The organism is Mahella sp. (assembly GCF_020054945.1).
Classification (GTDB): Bacteria; Bacillota; Clostridia; order Mahellales; family Mahellaceae; genus Mahella.
This window is the reverse complement of the sequence record NZ_JAIHAU010000004.1, coordinates 81,037-99,406: the sequence shown is the minus strand read 5'-3', so window position 1 is coordinate 99,406 and position 18,370 is coordinate 81,037. Positions and strand designations below refer to the sequence as shown.

The window sequence follows — 18,370 nt, the reverse complement described above, 5'->3', positions numbered from 1 at the left end:
TCTATATCTGACGGAGGAGAAATAAATGAATAAAGTTTTCCATATCATATGGGATTACATAAAAATAAAAAAAGCGACTACTTTATTCGCTGTTATTTTATTTTTAATGGGAGTCGGGCTGGCTCTTGTACCAGCAAAAGTTATTCAATTAATTATCGATGACGGCTTTGGCCAAAAGAATTTTCAGAGAATTATTGTTTTATGTATGGTTCTATTGGCGGTTTACATTGGGAAAGTGATTAGCGATTATATTACTCAAAAGCTGTTTATTGATATGAGTAGTAGTTTGTTAAAAATCTTGAAGGATGAAATCTACAACAAAATATTGAGTTTGGACATGTCTTTTTTTACGAAGAATGAAGCAGGTTATATAAATGCGCGGATGAATGAAGTGAATTCCATAGATAGTTTATTTTCAACTCAGACGCTAAGCTTGCTGTCAGGAATTTTTCAATTCATTTTTGCGTTCATTGTTTTAGCCTCCATAAATTTAAAGTTTTTACTTATAATGATTATCCCAATACCATTCTTTTTTGTTTTAATAATAAAGGCGACTAGAGTTGTTCAAGAACAACTACAAAAAGCGCTTGATAGTAATGCAAATTACTCTGGGAAAATCAATCAATCAATTTCAGGCATGGAGATAATTAAGACGCAGTCTCTGGAAGATGCCGAAAAAAAGAAAATAGCTCATTATAACGATGCTATGATAAAAAATACAAGAAAGCAATCTAATACTTTTAATGAATTCTCAGGGATTATAACTTTTTTAAGTTATGTATTGACTGTGGCTACATATATCGTTGGTGGATACTTTTTTGTTAGAAATGAATTGACATTGGGCAGCTTTATGGCGATATCAGCCTATATCGGCAAAATATATCAGCCTGTTTTTACTTACTCTAGTACAATCCTTATTCTTCAACCAGCGATCGTCTCATTAAAAAGAGTGGGAAATTTCTTCTTCTCTGAATTATATCAAGATCCTCCTTCTGGCAATAAATTAATTGATCGTATTGAAAATATAAAATTCGAGGATGTCTCGTTTAAATATGATGAAATGGATAATTATGTTCTGAAAAATCTCAGTTTTGAGATAAAAGAAGGAGAAAAAATTATATTGCAAGGCCCAAATGGTAGTGGTAAAAGCACTATTGTTAGATTAATTCTCAAGCTATATCCTGTTTCTTCTGGCAATATTTATATCAACGATATTGAAATTAGTCAAATAAAAAGAAGCTCTTTAATAAAACACATTTCGTATGCAGCACAAAAAAATTTTTTATTCAATGATACTATTCAAAACAACATATTAACTGGAATAGAAAACTATGATAAAGAAAAATATGATAGCGTAATTTGCGGGTTGGGTCTCAAAGAAGTTATTGATCGGATCCAAAAAGAAAATAATGGCCTTATTGGCGAAGGAGGAAGTTATCTTTCTGGTGGGGAAATTCAAAAAATAGCTATAGCAAGAGTGATGGTTTCGCATAATGATTTTATAATATTAGATGAAGCTACTTCAAATTTAGATGCTAATTGTAAAAAGTGTATTAAAGATTATATAAAATCCTCAGATGCTACTTTTTTAATTATCGATCATACAGGTTATTTTGATGATATTTGTACAAGAAAGATATCGATTTCATGAAGAGTCTCAAAAAAGCAGGATTAACCATTTTGATTATGGGCCGGCTTTAGGAAAGTCAAAACATTCGAGTCTTTAACATATAACCGGGATATCGAACTATGCGAATTAACAGGCCAGCAACCGGTCAAACCGGAAGATCTGGGCTGATACAAGAAAGTGCAAGAACACCGGAAACCACATAAAACAGAAAAATAGCTTGCCAAAGTGGATGATGTGAGCTATAATTCTGCTTTAAGAGGAGAGGAGGGAAATAATGTTTCCGTTAACTATATGGGAAATGTTAGTGAGAATGGCACTGGCTTGTGTGCTGGGCGGCATCGTTGGCTGGGAACGCGAGGTGGTGCAAAAGCCCGCCGGTTTTAGAACGCATGTGCTGGTATGCGTCGGATCGGCACTTGCTATGCTTATATCGGTTTTTATGTACAATCGTATGCAGGCTGTATCGGCCACATTGCCGGATCCCGCTCGCTTGGGTGCTCAGGTGATAAGCGGTATAGGCTTTTTGGGTGCGGGTACCATAATAAAGGAAGGCCCGAATATAAAAGGACTTACCACAGCAGCCAGCTTATGGGCGGTAGCATGCATCGGCCTGGCCATAGGCATAGGCTATTATAGTGCTGCTTTGGCTTCCACCGCGTTTGTGGTTATAATACTGGATGTGTTTAACAGGCTGGAGAATACCAAGATATTTGGCTCCAAACAAACTGTGAGTGTGGCTGTCTCCATTAAAGACAGGCCTGGACATCTCGCGATATTAGTGCAGGCACTTGGAGAGATAGGTGTATCGATTGATGATATAAAAATTGAGCGCTATGATGAGCAAGACGAGGTCGTGGTATTGCTCAAATTAAAAATGACAGAGAATGTAACAGAGCAGGATATTTTCAATAAACTCTATGATATAAAGGCTGTAGGAAAAATAGAACGGGTTTGACGCAAAATAATTTTAAATTTTATGCAACCTTTTTGCCATCTTGACCATCTAATATATAAAGGGATTTTTATATTAAAGGATGGTGAAGATGATGAAATCCATAATCAAATTACTCATTGCCGTATTTTTATGCTTGCTGCTGGCTTCGTGCGACATTGCGCCGCACCGCAATATGCCGCCGAGCGATATGCCTATAATTCCGCCGGAACCGGAAACAGAGATCAGCCAAAGCCTGCGCTATATCTTTTTAAATGACGGTTGCTGCTGTTCGAATGTAGTTACATACTTAAAGCCGGCCTCCCTGGCTATGTCATAGGCAAGGTCGAAATTATAGGCTATATAATCAATGCTATGAGCATCGGAACCTATAGTAAGTATTTCGCCTCCCAACTCTTTATAGCGTCGGACAAATTCCGGCGTGGGCATGGTGGAATTAAGATTATAGCGAAAACCGGATGTGTTTATCTCTATACCCTTGCCGTTTTCTATGAGCCATTTTAATATAACGTTCAATATATCAGCATAATCGCCATATTTCATACTTTTGTCATCATAATCCCCATACCGGCGTATGAGGTCTATATGCCCCAGCACATTGAATATGGGGAATGATTTTATGCAATCGTACATATCTTCGAGATATCTTCTGTAAGCCTGTTCTTTAGTTTTTCCACGGCAAAAATCGCCATTGTGCAAATCGAGCTTGTCTACTACGTGCGTTGATGCTATAATATAGTCAAACTCATAAGAGGATGCTATTTCGAGCGACTGCCGCAGCGTGTGAGGTTGTAAGCCGATCTCTATGCCCTTTATGACCTTCAGACGAGGGGCATATTTTACGCGTACTGCGTTATACTGCTCGGTGTAGAGGCTAAAGTCTATCATGAATTGATCGTCGAAATTAGGATAATCTATATCAAGATGATCTGTGAATGCTATCTCTTTAAGCCCGAGCGCTATGGATTGCCGGCAGGCCTGATCCATAGTCATATTGGAGTCGGTGGAAAAATTAGAATGTATATGGTAATCGTACATAAAAAATCCTCCGCAAGTTTTGGTAATGTCTCTTAGAATTGTATTACTGTATACGCAGAAATGTCAAGGGATATAAGATATTATACTATAAAGACTATAAAGGAGTGATAATGATGGAATCAGATATAAAAGAATTACAAGAACATTTGACATACAAGGCCAAATTGGCATGGGATACTGTCGGCAAACAGCGCGACGAGGTTTTTGAATTCTGCGAGGGCTATAAGGATTTTTTAAGTTATAGCAAGACCGAGCGCCGGTGTGCCAATGAGATAAGGCGTGTGGCGGAACAAAAGGGTTTTGTACCCATAGAACAGCTAAAACAGGATAATACAAAGCTCATGCCCGGCATGAAGGTATATTATATGCAGAAGAACAAAACGATAGCTCTGGCGGTAATAGGTAAGCAGCTGCTGGAAGGTGGCTTTAATCTTATAGGCTCGCACATAGATTCGCCGCGGCTGGATTTAAAACAAAAACCGCTTTATGAAGACGAGGGCCTGGCGTTCCTTGATACGCATTATTATGGCGGCATAAAAAAATATCAGTGGGTTATAACGCCGCTGGCTGTATATGGCACTATAATAAAAGCCGATGGATCCAAGGTGGAAATAAGCGTAGGCGATAAAGACAGCGATCCGGTCTTTTGCATCACCGATTTGCTGCCTCACTTGGCCAAATCGCAGATGGATAAAAAGATGTCGGAAGGAATAACCGGGGAAGGCTTGAATGTGTTGGTCGGCAGCATGCCGCTTGATGTATCTGAAGAAGAAAAGGATAAGATAAAAGAACGGGTTAAACTTACCGTGCTACAGATGCTGCAACAAAAATACGGTATAACCGAAGAGGACTTTATAAGCGCCGAGATAGAACTGGTGCCTGCATTTAATGCGCGCGACCTCGGCTTTGACCGCAGCATGATCATATCTTACGGTCAGGATGATCGCGTGTGCGCTTATACATCATTGCAGGCTCTTCTGTCGCTTAATAACCCCGATAAAACATGCGTTGCTCTATTTGCAGATAAAGAAGAGATAGGCAGCATGGGCAATACGGGCATGGAGTCGGTGTTCTTGGATCGCTTTGTATCCGAGCTGGTGGCATTGGACGGCAAATACAACGAGCTTACGGTCAAGCACATCCTCTTAAATACCAAGGCGTTATCGGCTGATGTGAGCGACGGTTTAGACCCGAATTATGCCGAGGTGGAGGACAAACGCAATGCTGCGTACATAGGCAAAGGCGTCGCTATAAATAAGTATACCGGTTCAAGGGGTAAATATGGCGCCAATGACGCGCATGCGGAATTCGTAGGCGAGGTCCGCAAGGTGTTTAATGATAGTGAAATAGTATGGCAGGCCAGCGAATTGGGTAAGGTGGACGAAGGTGGCGGAGGCACTATAGCTATGTTTTTGGCTCGCTACGGCATGGATGTGCTGGACTGCGGTGTGCCGCTCTTGAGCATGCACGCGCCTTTAGAAGTATCCAGCAAGGCCGATGTGTATATGACCTATAAAGCGTATAAGGCGTTTTATGAGAAAATAAAGTAAAGGATAAGGCGCAAACGGGATTTGACAACCCGATGCGCCTTATATTATAATATATGTACTTTAGCGATTTATCGCTTTAACGTAATAAAGCAATTAGGGTGGAGAATGGATGGAAAGCTGGAAATTGCATATACCGGAGGGTACTCAGGATTATCTGATCGATGAGTGCTATAATAAAGAAGAACTGGAGCACAGGCTTACCGATTTGTTTCACCGTTGGGGATACAGATCTGTGGAAACGCCCATATATGAATATTACGATGTCTTTAGTGACAGCAGCAAATATAGGCATCAGGAGGAGATATTAAAGTTTGTCGATCGCAACGGGCGCATAGCGGCGCTGAGACCGGATATGACGGTGCCGGTGGCGCGTATGGTGGCCACAAAGATGGTATCGGAGCCCATGCCGCTGAGATTATGCTATTGCGGCGACGTGTTCCGCTACGATGAGCTGCAGGCAGGGCGCCAGAGGCAATTCACGCAGGCCGGTGTCGAATTGATTGGCAGCACTTCGGTACTGGCCGACGCCGAGATCATAGCGCTGGCCGTAACCGCGCTTAAATATGCTGGGCTGGATAATCCTCATATAGTCATAGGCCAGGTCGGTGTATTTAAATCTATAATCGAAGAAAGCGGTGTCGACCAGCCGAATGCGCAGCGCATAAGCCGGCTTATAGACCAAAAGAATATACCTGCACTTGCGGCCTTGCTGGATGAAATTGATATTGACGACAATTATAAAGAAATATTGCTCGGCTTGCCCCAATGGTTTGGCGGCTTGGACATTCTCGATAAAGCGAAGGCGATGGTAAAAGAGCCGGCCGTCATGGCGGCACTGGATAACATATACGGAATATACAATGCTCTGGCCAACTGGGGCATGAATGACCTCATATCGGTCGACTTAAGCATAATACCCGACCTCAATTATTATACGGGTATGGTATTCAATGCTTTTGTGGCTGAACTTGGCTATTCCATATGCGGCGGCGGTCGATACGATAATCTGTTGGCCAACTTTGGCACCGCATTGCCCGCCACCGGATTTGCCATAGGCATAAAGCGCCTCATGCTGGCTTTGGAAAGGCATGGTAAGCTGCGGCCTGCGCCACCGTGCGCCTATCTGATAGTTTATGATGAAAGCGGTATGAACAAAGCCTTTGAGCGTGCCGCACAACTGCGGCAGCAAGGCTTTGACGTGATTGCAGAGGCTCTAGAGGATATAGGCGATGCCACTGCTTATGCCTCAGAGAGAGGGATAAAGAATGTGTTGCGTTTTTGCAAGGAGGACTGAAACTTGAGCTATATAACTATAGCGCTGGCAAAGGGCCGATTGGCTGATTTATCTATGGATCTTTTGGAACATTGCGGTATAGACTGCAGCGAGGCGCGCTCGTCGTCGCGTAAGCTCATATTCGATGATGACAAGAGCGGCGTCCGCCTGATACTGGTCAAGCCGGTGGACGTGCCTACGTATGTCGATCACGGCGCCGCCGACATAGGTATAGCCGGTAGTGACACTGTTATGGAGTATGGCGGTTCGCTTTACGAGATGTTGGATCTTGGTTTTGGCCGCTGCCGCATGGTTTTGGCAGGTCCTGATGACAAGAGCGGCGGCATCATAAAAGCCAATACGCGTGTGGCTACAAAGTATCCCAATATAGCGGATGATTATTTCAGGCGCAGGGGTCAAACGGTGGATATAATAAAACTCAACGGTTCGGTGGAACTGGGCCCGTTGGTAGGCTTATCTGACGTCATAGTGGACCTGGTCGAAACGGGCAGCACGCTGAGGGAGAATGGCTTACACGTTATAGACGAGGTCTGCCAGGTCAGCGCTCGCCTTATAGTAAACCGCGCCAGCCTCAAGACCAAGCATCAGACCATTATGGATATTGTAGAAGCTGTAAAAGCATTTGTGCAAAAAGGAGAGTAGAACGGATTGATAAACTTTATAGATTTGAGGGAGCAGGATAAAGACGATTTTATAGCCCGCTTGCGCTCGCGCTCACAGCTTGCCCGCGACGACATAAAAGCCTCGGTCGAGTCCATAGTGCAGGATATACGCGATAGAGGCGACAAGGCGCTGCTGGAATATGAGAAACGCTTTGACCACGTGGACATGTTGCCCGATTCGATCAAAGTGGCGCAGTATGAGATAGATGATGCTTATGATAAGGTAGAGCCGCGCTTTATAGAGGTTATAAAGAAAGCTGCTGAGAATATAAGGGCATTTCACAGCAAACAACTCGACAAATCGTGGATGATAAACGGCGAGGACGGCACTATGATGGGCCAGATCTATCGTGCGCTGGAATGTGCGGGCATATACGTGCCGGGCGGTCGCGCGGCCTATCCGTCATCGGTGCTCATGAACGCCATACCAGCCCAGGTGGCGGGAGTGCGGCGCATAATAATGGCCACGCCACCTATGGAGGATGGCGGCGTGTATCCGTATACGCTGGTGGCCGCTAAAGAGGCCGGCGTGAATGAGGTATACCGCATGGGCGGGGCGCAGGCCGTAGCCGCTATGGCATTTGGTACCGATACTGTGCCCAGGGTGGATAAAATAACCGGGCCGGGCAATATATATGTTGCCATGGCCAAGCGTGCAGTATACGGGTATGTCGATATAGACATGATAGCCGGACCGAGCGAAATACTTATAATAGCCGATAGCAGCGCCGACCCTGCGTTTATAGCGGCCGATCTGCTGTCGCAAAGCGAGCACGATCCTATGGCGTCGTCGATACTTATAACCGATGATGAAAGGCTGGCCAATACGGTTGCACAAGAGGTGCCGAAGCAATGCGCGGCACTGTCGCGATGCGATATCATCGCTCAATCCCTGTCCGATTACGGTTATATAATCTTAGTGCGGGATATGAGGGAGGCGGTGCGATTGGCCAACGATATCGCCCCCGAGCATATGGAGCTTATGGTCAGCCGGCCATTTGAGATGCTGGGCGGTATAAAAAACGCCGGTTCGATATTTTTGGGCAAGTATTCCCCCGAGCCGCTGGGCGATTATATGGCGGGACCCAATCACGTGCTGCCCACCGGCGGCACGGCGAGGTTTTACTCGCCGCTCAGCGTCGACGACTTTATAAAGAAATCCAGCTTTATATATTATTCCGAAGGTGCGCTATCCGATATAAAGGATGATATAATAGATCTGGCACAATTTGAGGGCCTTACGGCTCATGCCAATTCGGTGAGAGTGAGGTTTAAATGATGGAAGTACAGCGTATGGGCGAGGTAACGCGGCGTACCGCCGAGACCGATATATATGTCAAATGGGTGCTGGATGGTGCCGGTACGGCACGTGTGGATACCGGCATCGGCTTTCTGGATCATATGTTGACGCTTATGGCGAAGCATGGCCTGTTCGATATAGAGGTGTCGTGTAAAGGCGATCTTTATGTTGACGGCCATCACAGCGTTGAAGATATAGGCATATGCTTGGGACAGGCCTTTTATAAAGCTTTGGGCGATAAATCGGGCATAAAGCGTTTCGGCACATTTTATGCGCCCATGGATGAGGCGCTGGTTATGGTATCGCTGGATATAAGCGGCAGGCCGTACCTGCATTACGATGTGTCGTTGGACGTGCCGTCCATAGGCCAGATGGATGCCCAGCTTTTTGAGGAATTTTTCCGCGCTCTGGCTTTTAACGCCGGCATAACGCTGCATATAAATTGTTTGTATGGACGCAATGCGCATCATATTATAGAGGCGGCGTTTAAGGCGCTGGGCAGGGCGCTGGATGCGGCCGTGGGAAAAGACCCACGCATAAAAGGCGTGCCCTCCACCAAGGGGGTGCTGTAATGATAGCAGTCATAGATTATGGTATGGGCAATCTGCGCAGTGTGGAGAAGGCGTTTCAATATATAGGATTCGATGCTTTTATAACCGATGATCCCGCTGTCATAGCCGAAGCCGATAGGGCAGTGCTGCCCGGCGTAGGGGCCTTTGCTGATGCCATGTCTACACTGACGGACCGCGGTTTGGATAAGGCCATATACGGCTTTATAAATAGTGGAAAGCCTTTTTTAGGCATATGCCTCGGGCTGCAGTTGCTTATGGATACCAGCTATGAAGGCGGTGCTCATAAGGGGCTGGGCGTATTCAAGGGTACGGTGGAGCATATACCGCCGGGCCTTAAAGTGCCGCATATGGGCTGGAATGACCTCGAGCATAAGGAGGACGCGTTATTTGACGGATTGAGCCGGCATCCTTACGTGTATTTCGTGCATTCCTACTATGTCAATCCTATCGATGCCTATATAGTGACAGCTACGGTGCATTATGGCATTGATATGCCGGTGGCCGTACACAAAGACAATGTATTTGCGGTACAGTTCCATCCCGAGAAAAGCAGCTCGGTAGGATTAAATATATTAAAGAATTTCGGGAGGCTGGAGGTGTGACGATATATCCCGCTATAGATATAAAAGGTGGCAAATGCGTGCGCTTGGTACAGGGCGACATTGGGCGCCAAACCGTATACGAGGATGACCCGCTGGCGGCGGCGCTGCGCTGGCGATCGGCCGGCGCGCGATGGCTGCATGTGGTGGACTTAGACGGCGCTTTTGCCGGCGCATCTGCCAATATGGAGGCTATAAGGCGCATAGCGCTGTCGGTGGATATACCGGTACAGCTGGGCGGCGGTATGCGCAGCATGGAGGCTATAAGCTATATGCTGGATGAGGTGGGCATAAGCCGCGTTGTCATAGGCACGGCCGCCATCGAGCAGCCGTCTTTAGTGGAACAAGTCGTACAGCGTTACGGTAATCGGATAGCAGTAGGCATAGATGCCAAAGGCGGCATGGTGGCCGTTCGGGGCTGGGTGGATGTAACCGGCGTATCGGCTTGCGATCTGGCCGGGCAGATGAGCGCGATGGGCGTTAAGACCATTATATACACCGACATATCAAAAGACGGTATGCTGGGCGGGCCTAATGTGAAGGCCATCGCTGATATGGTAAAATCATTTGCCGGAGACGTAATAGCGTCGGGAGGCATATCTGATCTGGACGATATAAAGCGGCTGAAGGAGGCCGGCGCGGCTGGCGTTATAATAGGCAAAGCCTTATACGACGGGCGCATAAACCTTGAAGATGCATTGGGATTGGAGGAATGATCATGCTCACAAAGCGTATAATACCATGTTTGGATGTCACCGGCGGCCGTGTTGTAAAAGGGGTGAATTTCGTAAACCTGAGGGATGCCGGCGATCCGGTGGAAATAGCGGCATATTATGACAAAGCCGGCGCCGACGAGCTTGTGTTTCTGGATATAACGGCATCATCGGATAACCGCGCCACAATGCGCGATGTGGTGGCGCGCACGGCCGAGCAGGTATTCATACCGTTTACGGTAGGCGGCGGCATACGCGGCATAGATGATTTTCGTGACATATTAAAATTAGGAGCCGATAAGATATCGGTTAACTCGGCGGCATTGAAAAGGCCTGAGCTCATATCCGAAGCAGCGTGGCGTTTCGGCAGCCAGTGCGTCGTCGTGGCCATAGATACAAAACGCAGGGACGACGGTAGCGGGTGGGATGTTTACCTGAATGGCGGCCGCGTTAATACCGGCCGCGATGCGCTGGAGTGGGCTGTTGAGGCCGAACGCATGGGAGCCGGTGAGATACTGCTTACCAGCATGGATGCCGACGGCACAAAAGACGGTTACGATATAGAACTTACGAGGGCTGTGGCGCAATCGGTAAATATACCGGTCATAGCATCGGGGGGTGCGGGCAGGCTGGAGCATTTCTACGATGCCATAGCGGAGGGCATGGCCGATGCGGTGTTGGCCGCATCGCTCTTTCATTATAAGGAGTTGGAGATAATGCAGGTGAAGCGGTATCTTGCCGATAAAGGCATACCGGTGAGAATGGAGGAAAAATAAATGGATGATTTTATAAGCGAGCTTAAATTCGACGATAAAGGCCTTATACCGGCCATAATACAGGATTATACGAATGGGCAAGTGCTCATGCTGGCCTATATGAACGAGCAGTCGTTGCGTAAAACGATGGAGACAGGCCAGACCTGTTTTTATAGCCGCAGCCGCGATGAGTTATGGCATAAGGGCGAGACATCGGGTCATTTTCAAAATGTAAAAGGCATAAGCTACGACTGTGATGCTGACGCGCTGCTTATAAAGGTCGAGCAGATAGGCGCGGCTTGTCATACGGGACATCGTTCGTGTTTCTTCAATACCGTTGTAGAACAGCCCGATACCGTCAAAGAGGACGCGTTGGCCGAGCTGTACGATGTTATAGTGGACAGGAAGAATAACCCCAAAGAGGGTTCCTATACCGATTATCTGTTTGAAAAGGGTATAGATAAGATACTGAAAAAGGTGGGCGAGGAATCCGCAGAGGTCATAATAGCGGCTAAAAACGGCGTGTATGATGAAGTGCGCTGGGAGGTGGCCGACTTATTCTACCATGTGCTGGTACTGCTGGTGCAGCAGGGTATGACGCTGGACGATATATACGCTGAGTTGAAGGGGCGCAGGCATTGATAGACGGGGAGTATGTACAGCGCATATTGGGCAGGGTCAGAAAGGCCGTACAGGATTTTGACATGATAGATGACGGCGATAGGATAGCTATCGGGGTATCGGCCGGTAAGGACAGCCTGACGCTGCTGTATGCCATGAGCCGCCTGGCTTCATTTTATCCTAAGAAATTTGAACCCGTGGCAATAACGATAGATCAGGGATTCTCGGGCGCTGATTTCGCACTTGTACAGGAATTTTGCGACAGGCTGGGCGTGGAATACCACGTCGTGCCGTCCAATATAAAAGAGGTGGTATTCGATATAAGAAAAGAGCATAATCCATGCTCATTGTGCGCCAATCTGAGGCGTGGCATTCTGAATACCGCCGCCCGCCGGCTCGGGTGCAATAAAGTAGCGCTGGCGCATCACAGGGATGATGCCGTTGAAACCTTTTTCCTCAGTCTGTTTTATGAGGGAAGGATATACTGCTTCGATCCAAAAGTTCATCTTACACGCAGCGGCATAACGGTCATAAGGCCGCTTATATATATAAAAGAGGCCGAAACCAAAGGGATGGCCAGAAGGCTGGAGTTTCCGGTGATAACCAATCCGTGTCCGGCAAACGGCAGGACACAGCGCGAGGAGATCAAACGCTTTGTCGATGGCTTATCGGCTTTTGGCCCGCAGACCAAAGATCTGGTGTTCAACGCCATACGACAAAAGTTGTGGATGGAGCGGTAAAACGTGTGATTTGGTGCTATAATATATTAAGAAGGGATGTGATGATTTCATGATGGATGGATGGGGCCCGGCGGGCGGCATCGGCATTATCGCCATATTGTGGTTTATATTTGAGATAGCGCTCATCGTGGCCGTAATAATAGGTGTTATATACCTTATAAAGCATTTATCGGGCAATGAAAGCCGCGGTGCATCTGGGCATGACCAAGCCATGGAGATATTGAGACAGAGATTTGCGCGCGGTGAGATAACCGAGCAAGAATATGAAGAAATGAAAGAAAAACTGAAAAGATAGGGGCGAGGTATATTGGTGTCGGATGCGAGACAAGATATGTTAAACCGCCTTAAAACAATAAAAGGTCACATAGGCGGCATAGAGCGCATGGTAGAAGAAGGTAAGGAATGCCAGGAAGTCTTGCTTCAGATAGCAGCGGTTAAAGCTTCTTTGGAGAAGGTGGGCTATTCTTTGCTGGAAGAACACGCCATACAGTGCCTGGTTAAAGATAACAACGGCAAGATCGATGCCGGCGAGGTAGCCGAGTTGATCAATACCATATTGAAATTTGCGAAATAAGCTTGACAAAACGAGCCGGATGGCTTAAAATTTAACTATGATACCCCATACGGGGGGACAGTATATTTTATATGGAGGATTTGATAATTATGGCTAAAGTTATAGAGGTTACGGATACAAATTTTAGTGAGGAAGTATTGCAGTCCGATAAACCTGTATTGGTAGATTTCTGGGCGGCATGGTGCGGCCCCTGCCGCATGATGGCTCCGATAATAGAAGAAATAGCCGAAGAGAATGATGATTTCAAGGTGGCTAAACTGAACGTGGATGAGAATCCGCTGATAGCATCTACTTACAGGATTATGAGCATACCCACGCTGGGCATATTCAAAGGCGGCCGCATGGTCGATCAGATTATAGGGGTTACACCCAAACAGCGCGTGGTGAGCGCCGTTAAGGCATTGGTTTAAAAATCAATAGTACAATGGCCGGTTGGGGCATATGCCCGGACCGGTTTTTTATTTTTGCAGTCGGAATACTGTTGATATATCGGGCAGCCTGGGTTAAAATATAAACAAAAATGAAAGGTTGCTGTGTCATGGATATAAGGGAAATACAGAATATATTGCCTCATCGCTATCCGTTCCTGCTGGTGGATCGCATATTAGAAGTGGAAGAAGGTAAAAGGGCGGTGGGCATAAAAAATGTTACTGTAAACGAACCGTTCTTTCAGGGGCATTTCCCCGGTAACCCTATAATGCCCGGCGTGCTGATCTTAGAGGCTATGGTGCAGGTAGGCGCCGTAGCGGTGTTGAATATGGAACAAAATAAGAACAAACTGGCTATGTTTGCCGGTATAGATAAAGCGCGGTTTAAGAGACCGGTCGTACCCGGTGACCAATTGCGTATGGAAGTGGAGCTTGTAAAGGTGAAAGGTTCCATAGGCAAGGGCAAAGGCTCGGCTTATGTGGGCGATCAACTGGCGGCCGAGGCCGAGCTTATGTTTGTATTGACCGATAAACAAGGCATTTAGTATAAAAACGCCGCGTTGCGATGATAATACCCTTTAGAATAATATTTCTGGAGGGTATTTTGCTTTGAAAAAAGATATCATAGCCAGTCTGATCGTGATATGGCTGACCGTGACCTCGGTTTGTGCCATAACGACCGTAAACCGATTCGATATAACGACGCCTGCTGCGGCATCGGGCGATACAATGACCGTGGAGCCGGCGCCCGCATCGGCAATCAGCGAATCATTGGAAACGTCGGATGAATTGAAATCAGATGATACGGTTATACATGAGCATGAAACCGAAGCCGTGCCTCAATCTGATAACGACGCAGGCGAGCCACCGTCCCAGGATAAAGCGACGCAAAAGATAGACGTCAAGGAAACCATAGAAAGCTACGAAAATATGCTGGCGGCATGGTTTGAGAAAGATGCCGCGGATGAACCCGTCGAAGATCCGGCACCTCTCAAGCCCGATAACACAAAAACGGTGGCCACATTGGCGCAATTGGATGAAGCAAAAGGCAGCGTAAGCGTTAAGGATAAACTTGAAGTAGCAAAGTTGCTGGCTAAAGTCGATATGAACGATATAAAAAAGATGGCCAATATGGCTGTGGATGGCGTTACGCTGCAAGAAGCCAAAGATATGGATAAGATATTGAAGAACCACCTGTCAACCGAAGAGGTGAAGAAACTGGAAGCGGTGGCCAAAGCCTATGTTAAATAGTATTGGATGAGCAGCGGTGTTTTCTCCCTTCACAAAAAAGGAAAAAGGGCATATAATTAAGATTGATATAATTGTGGAGGGGATGTGCTATGCCCAAAAACACCGACCAAAAGCAGATAGAACGCCAATGGTATATAATAAAATTGCTGGCTCAGAATCCGAATGGCTACAGCCAGACGGAATTGACTGAGAAGGTTAAAAAGGCGGGCTATACGGCTACTCGCGCCACTGTAATGAATGATTTGGATGACTTAAGCGAGGTTGGTTTCGTATACCAGGACGGAAACGATGCGCGGCCGATTTATAAGCTGTTCAAAGACGGCGCATTTAACATACATAATTTGGATTTAGGTATAGATGAATTACTCGGCCTATACTTCCTTCGCGAGATAGCAAAACCATTTTCCAACAGTATGATAGGAGAGGGTGCCTATAAGATAGTCGATCGCATCATCAATTCCATGCCTGCTCCCAATAAAAAATTTATGCGACAGATGGCGTCTTATTTTAAGGTGGATCTCAATGACCTGTCGTCGGATCATATAATTTCCGATGGTGTTATGAATCTGCTTCAAAAGGCGGCTGATGACCGCTGCACTGTAAAGATGAGGTATTATTCTTTCACGTCGGATGAAGAGAGCGTGAGGGAAATGGATCCCTATTTGTTATTTTTCAAAAATGGCAATTATTATATTGTGGGATACTGCCATAAATCCAATGAGATAAGAGAATTTCGTGTAGATAGAATAAAATGGATTGATGTGCTGGACAAGCACTTCGAAATTGATCCGAATTTCTCTTACGAGCAGTATACCGATTATGTGTGGAATATATTAAAAGGCGATCAGCACTATACGGTGGAAGTGCGTTTTGTAAACAAGGGCGCCAGGCTGGTATGTGAATATGAGCAAAGGAAGGCCGATAAACTTATAAAGCAACCCGACGGTTCCGTTGTATTCATCAAGACGGTATCCAATTTGGAGGAAATAGGACGGTGGATATTAAGCTATGGCAGCGATGCGGTCGTGCTTAAGCCTAAGCTGCTGGCGGATGTTATAAAAGAACAAGCGGAAGGTATGTGCAGGCATTATAAATCCTAAGTATTTTTCAGGAGGCGTTTTGATGGGTTATTTCAATAGAATAATTTTGATTGTGCTGGACAGCGTGGGAATAGGAGAACTGCCTGATGCCGCCTTGTTTGGCGATGAAGGTTCGGATACGCTTGGGCATGTAAGCGAACTTACGGGGGTTAAACTGCCCAATATGGGCAGATTGGGGCTGGGCAATATAAAATCGCTTGCCAGCGTGCCGCCGGTTGGTCATCCCATGGGATTTTACGGGAAGATGGCCGAAAGGTCCGCGGGGAAGGACACTACGACGGGGCATTGGGAAATTTCCGGAGTTTGGCTCAAAAAGCCGTTTCGGACATATCCTGACGGTTTTCCACAAGGGATTATAGAGGCATTTGAAAAAAGGATAGGCACAAAGGTCATAGGCAATAAAGCGGCATCCGGCACCGAGATAATTGAGGAATTGGGCCAGGAACATATCACAACAGGCTATCCCATAGTATACACTTCGGCCGACAGTGTATTTCAGATTGCCGCTCATGAGGATATCATACCGCCGGATAAGCTGTATGAGATGTGCCATATAGCGAGAGAAATAATGACGGGAGAACATACAGTCGCCAGAATAATTGCCAGGCCGTTTGTCGGTACCCCGGGCAACTTTATCAGAACTGAGCGCAGAAGGGATTTTTCTCTTGCTCCGCCGGAGGACACCATGCTGGACCGGATGATTGCCAAGGGCTTTGAGGTCTGCGCGGTGGGCAAGATCGAGGATATATTCGCCCATAGAGGCATATCGTCAAGCAATCATACCGGAAATAACCGCGATGGCATAAAAGCAACGATCGATTGCATGGACAGCTTGAATAGCGGTATGATTTTCACTAATCTTGTGGACTTTGACATGCAATACGGCCACAGGAACAATGTCGCGGGCTATGCGAAAGCCTTAAAGGAATTTGACGACGCTTTGCCCAATATCATGGCCCATGTCCGAAAACAGGATTTGCTGATAATAACGGCCGATCATGGTTGCGATCCGGCCACCGAGAGCACCGATCATTCGAGGGAGTATGTGCCGCTTTTGGTATACACGCCTTCAAATGAAAATGGCGTTTCTCTTGGCATCAGGAATACCTTTTCCGATATCGCACAAACCGTAGCTGAAAACTTCGGGCTTGAACCCTTTGAACATGGCATAAGCTTTCTTAGGGAAATCGGGGGCGACAGATTGTGAGGATGGTAGATCTTATAAAGAAGAAGAGAGACGGGCAAGCGCTTGATAAACAAGAAATTGAATATATCATTGATGGTTATACCAACGGGGATATACCCGATTACCAAATGGCCGCCTTTAATATGGCCGTCTATTTTTCCGGCATGAATGACAGGGAAACAACCGACCTTACCATTGCTATGGCGAAATCGGGTAAGATGGCTGATCTTTCGGCCATCAACGGTATCAAGGTCGATAAGCACAGCACCGGTGGGGTAGCTGATACGACGACCCTTGTATTAGCGCCTCTGGTGGCGGCATGCGGCGCGCCCGTTGCAAAAATGGCGGGCAGGGGGCTTGGGCATACGGGAGGAACGCTGGATAAACTTGAATCGATACCCGGAATGAGGGTCTCGTTGTCCATGGATGAGTTTATCAATAATGTAAACACGATTGGCCTGGCTATTATAGGCCAGACGGAAGACCTGGCACCTGCCGACAAAAAGCTGTATGCTTTAAGGGACGTTACGGCAACAGTCGATGCTATACCCCTTATTGCCAGTTCAATAATGAGCAAAAAGCTGGCGGGAGGGGCGGATGCCATCGTGCTGGACGTGAAGGTTGGCGAAGGAGCTTTTATGAAGGACTACGACGATGCGGTCAAGTTGGCTGAGCTTATGGTTAATATAGGGGAAAACGCGGGAAAGAGAACGGTGGCGGCGATTACTGATATGAATCAGCCTCTTGGCCTTGCCATAGGCAATTCATTGGAAGTAATAGAGGCTTGCGAAACGCTTAAGGGAAGAGGGTGCAAAGACCTGCTCGATGTATGTTTATTCCTCGGCAGCCATATGCTTATGCTGGCGGGCATGGCCGCAAGCGGAGGACAAGCCGTATCGATGCTTGAAGATGCGTTAAAATCAGGCAGGGGCTTTGCAAAGTTAAAAGAGATGGTGGCAGCACAGGGCGGAAACTGCGAGGCGTTGGAGGACTATTCGCTTTTACCGCAAGCAAAGATCAAGCATGAGATCAAGGCCGAAAGGGATTTGTATCTATCACGGCTCCATGCGGAGCAGCTTGGGCTGTGCGCCATGAGGCTGGGCGCGGGACGGGCGACCAAAGACGACGCTATCGACCTTTCTGCCGGTATTATGCTCAATAAGAAAGCGGGGGAGTTTGTCCGTAAAGACGAGATAATAGCCACGGTATATGCCAATGATGAACAGAGGTTAAACGGAGTGCTGCCGGACATTTTAAATTCTATCGAAACATCCGAAGATTTTATAGAAAGGCCGAAACTTATCTATTCGTTGCTATCCAAGCACGGTATAGAACGTTTTTCACTCTTCACAAACGTTGATAGATAGTATATAATTTAACTGTAATAGCGCTGATTTTTGGTAGG

General features: G+C 46.5%; 21 protein-coding genes. 20 read left to right on the top strand and 1 reads right to left on the bottom strand.

Going from position 1 to position 18,370, the window contains the following annotated elements; all coding sequences use genetic code 11:
• Positions 1 to 25: 25 nt before the first annotated feature.
• Positions 26 to 1,651, top strand: coding sequence for an ABC transporter ATP-binding protein (locus tag JG770_RS01790; protein WP_291954389.1), 1,626 nt, complete (start codon positions 26 to 28; stop codon positions 1,649 to 1,651).
• A gap of 253 nt (positions 1,652 to 1,904) precedes the next feature.
• A complete protein-coding gene (locus JG770_RS01785) occupies positions 1,905 to 2,585 on the top strand; it encodes an MgtC/SapB family protein (protein WP_291954387.1) in 681 nt (226 codons plus the stop codon).
• 237 nt (positions 2,586 to 2,822) lie between these two features.
• Here JG770_RS01785 and JG770_RS01780 read toward each other — a convergent pair whose 3' ends face one another.
• Positions 2,823 to 3,620: a histidinol-phosphatase HisJ family protein gene (locus JG770_RS01780; RefSeq protein WP_291954384.1), complete on the bottom strand. Its 798-nt coding sequence runs from the start codon at positions 3,618 to 3,620 to the stop codon at positions 2,823 to 2,825.
• Between the two features lie 110 nt (positions 3,621 to 3,730).
• On the opposite strand from JG770_RS01780, the gene JG770_RS01775 reads away from it, so the two are divergent.
• From JG770_RS01775 to JG770_RS01690, 18 genes are all read left to right on the top strand, one after another.
• Positions 3,731 to 5,170: an aminopeptidase gene (locus JG770_RS01775; protein ID WP_291954382.1), complete on the top strand. Its 1,440-nt coding sequence runs from the start codon at positions 3,731 to 3,733 to the stop codon at positions 5,168 to 5,170.
• 109 nt (positions 5,171 to 5,279) lie between these two features.
• The gene (hisZ, locus tag JG770_RS01770) at positions 5,280 to 6,464 is read left to right on the top strand and encodes an ATP phosphoribosyltransferase regulatory subunit (protein ID WP_291954379.1); all 1,185 of its coding nucleotides are present in this window, start codon (positions 5,280 to 5,282) and stop codon (positions 6,462 to 6,464) included.
• 3 nt (positions 6,465 to 6,467) lie between these two features.
• On the top strand, positions 6,468 to 7,106 hold the full coding sequence (gene hisG / locus JG770_RS01765) for an ATP phosphoribosyltransferase (protein WP_291954375.1): 639 nt from the start codon (positions 6,468 to 6,470) through the stop codon (positions 7,104 to 7,106).
• 6 nt (positions 7,107 to 7,112) lie between these two features.
• Positions 7,113 to 8,405: a histidinol dehydrogenase gene (hisD, locus tag JG770_RS01760; RefSeq protein ID WP_291954373.1), complete on the top strand. Its 1,293-nt coding sequence runs from the start codon at positions 7,113 to 7,115 to the stop codon at positions 8,403 to 8,405.
• Entirely contained in the window at positions 8,402 to 8,998 is a 597-nt protein-coding gene (gene hisB, locus JG770_RS01755) for an imidazoleglycerol-phosphate dehydratase HisB (RefSeq protein WP_291954370.1), read from the top strand. The genes hisD and hisB overlap by 4 nt, the downstream gene beginning before the upstream one ends.
• Complete coding sequence (hisH, locus tag JG770_RS01750; RefSeq protein WP_291954368.1) at positions 8,998 to 9,600, top strand: imidazole glycerol phosphate synthase subunit HisH; 603 nt, start codon at positions 8,998 to 9,000, stop codon at positions 9,598 to 9,600. Before hisB ends, hisH begins: the two co-directional genes overlap by 1 nt.
• The gene (gene hisA, locus JG770_RS01745) at positions 9,597 to 10,313 is read left to right on the top strand and encodes a 1-(5-phosphoribosyl)-5-[(5-phosphoribosylamino)methylideneamino]imidazole-4-carboxamide isomerase (RefSeq protein ID WP_291954365.1); all 717 of its coding nucleotides are present in this window, start codon (positions 9,597 to 9,599) and stop codon (positions 10,311 to 10,313) included. The genes hisH and hisA overlap by 4 nt, the downstream gene beginning before the upstream one ends.
• A gap of 2 nt (positions 10,314 to 10,315) precedes the next feature.
• Positions 10,316 to 11,086 (top strand): imidazole glycerol phosphate synthase subunit HisF, encoded by a 771-nt coding sequence (gene hisF, locus JG770_RS01740; protein WP_291954363.1) that lies wholly within the window; start codon positions 10,316 to 10,318, stop codon positions 11,084 to 11,086.
• A complete protein-coding gene (hisIE, locus tag JG770_RS01735) occupies positions 11,087 to 11,707 on the top strand; it encodes a bifunctional phosphoribosyl-AMP cyclohydrolase/phosphoribosyl-ATP diphosphatase HisIE (RefSeq protein WP_291954360.1) in 621 nt (206 codons plus the stop codon). It abuts the gene before it with no gap.
• A 62-nt stretch (positions 11,708 to 11,769) separates the two neighbouring features.
• Complete coding sequence (locus tag JG770_RS01730) at positions 11,770 to 12,426, top strand: tRNA 2-thiocytidine biosynthesis TtcA family protein (RefSeq protein WP_363320877.1); 657 nt, start codon at positions 11,770 to 11,772, stop codon at positions 12,424 to 12,426.
• 49 nt (positions 12,427 to 12,475) lie between these two features.
• A complete protein-coding gene (locus tag JG770_RS01725) occupies positions 12,476 to 12,721 on the top strand; it encodes an SHOCT domain-containing protein (protein ID WP_291954354.1) in 246 nt (81 codons plus the stop codon).
• A gap of 36 nt (positions 12,722 to 12,757) precedes the next feature.
• The gene (locus JG770_RS01720) at positions 12,758 to 13,000 is read left to right on the top strand and encodes a metal-sensitive transcriptional regulator (protein ID WP_291954493.1); all 243 of its coding nucleotides are present in this window, start codon (positions 12,758 to 12,760) and stop codon (positions 12,998 to 13,000) included.
• An 89-nt stretch (positions 13,001 to 13,089) separates the two neighbouring features.
• Positions 13,090 to 13,410 carry a thioredoxin gene (trxA, locus tag JG770_RS01715; RefSeq protein ID WP_291954490.1) on the top strand — a complete coding sequence of 107 codons (321 nt, stop codon included), beginning with the start codon at positions 13,090 to 13,092 and terminating at the stop codon, positions 13,408 to 13,410.
• Positions 13,411 to 13,538: 128 nt separating this feature from the next.
• Entirely contained in the window at positions 13,539 to 13,973 is a 435-nt protein-coding gene (gene fabZ / locus JG770_RS01710) for a 3-hydroxyacyl-ACP dehydratase FabZ (RefSeq protein WP_291954351.1), read from the top strand.
• Between the two features lie 64 nt (positions 13,974 to 14,037).
• Complete coding sequence (locus JG770_RS01705) at positions 14,038 to 14,679, top strand: hypothetical protein (RefSeq protein WP_291954348.1); 642 nt, start codon at positions 14,038 to 14,040, stop codon at positions 14,677 to 14,679.
• A gap of 89 nt (positions 14,680 to 14,768) precedes the next feature.
• Positions 14,769 to 15,779 carry a WYL domain-containing protein gene (locus JG770_RS01700; RefSeq protein WP_291954345.1) on the top strand — a complete coding sequence of 337 codons (1,011 nt, stop codon included), beginning with the start codon at positions 14,769 to 14,771 and terminating at the stop codon, positions 15,777 to 15,779.
• A 22-nt stretch (positions 15,780 to 15,801) separates the two neighbouring features.
• Positions 15,802 to 16,986 carry a phosphopentomutase gene (locus JG770_RS01695; RefSeq protein ID WP_291954343.1) on the top strand — a complete coding sequence of 395 codons (1,185 nt, stop codon included), beginning with the start codon at positions 15,802 to 15,804 and terminating at the stop codon, positions 16,984 to 16,986.
• Positions 16,983 to 18,332 carry a pyrimidine-nucleoside phosphorylase gene (locus JG770_RS01690; protein ID WP_291954342.1) on the top strand — a complete coding sequence of 450 codons (1,350 nt, stop codon included), beginning with the start codon at positions 16,983 to 16,985 and terminating at the stop codon, positions 18,330 to 18,332. The genes JG770_RS01695 and JG770_RS01690 overlap by 4 nt, the downstream gene beginning before the upstream one ends.
• Positions 18,333 to 18,370 lie beyond the last annotated feature (38 nt).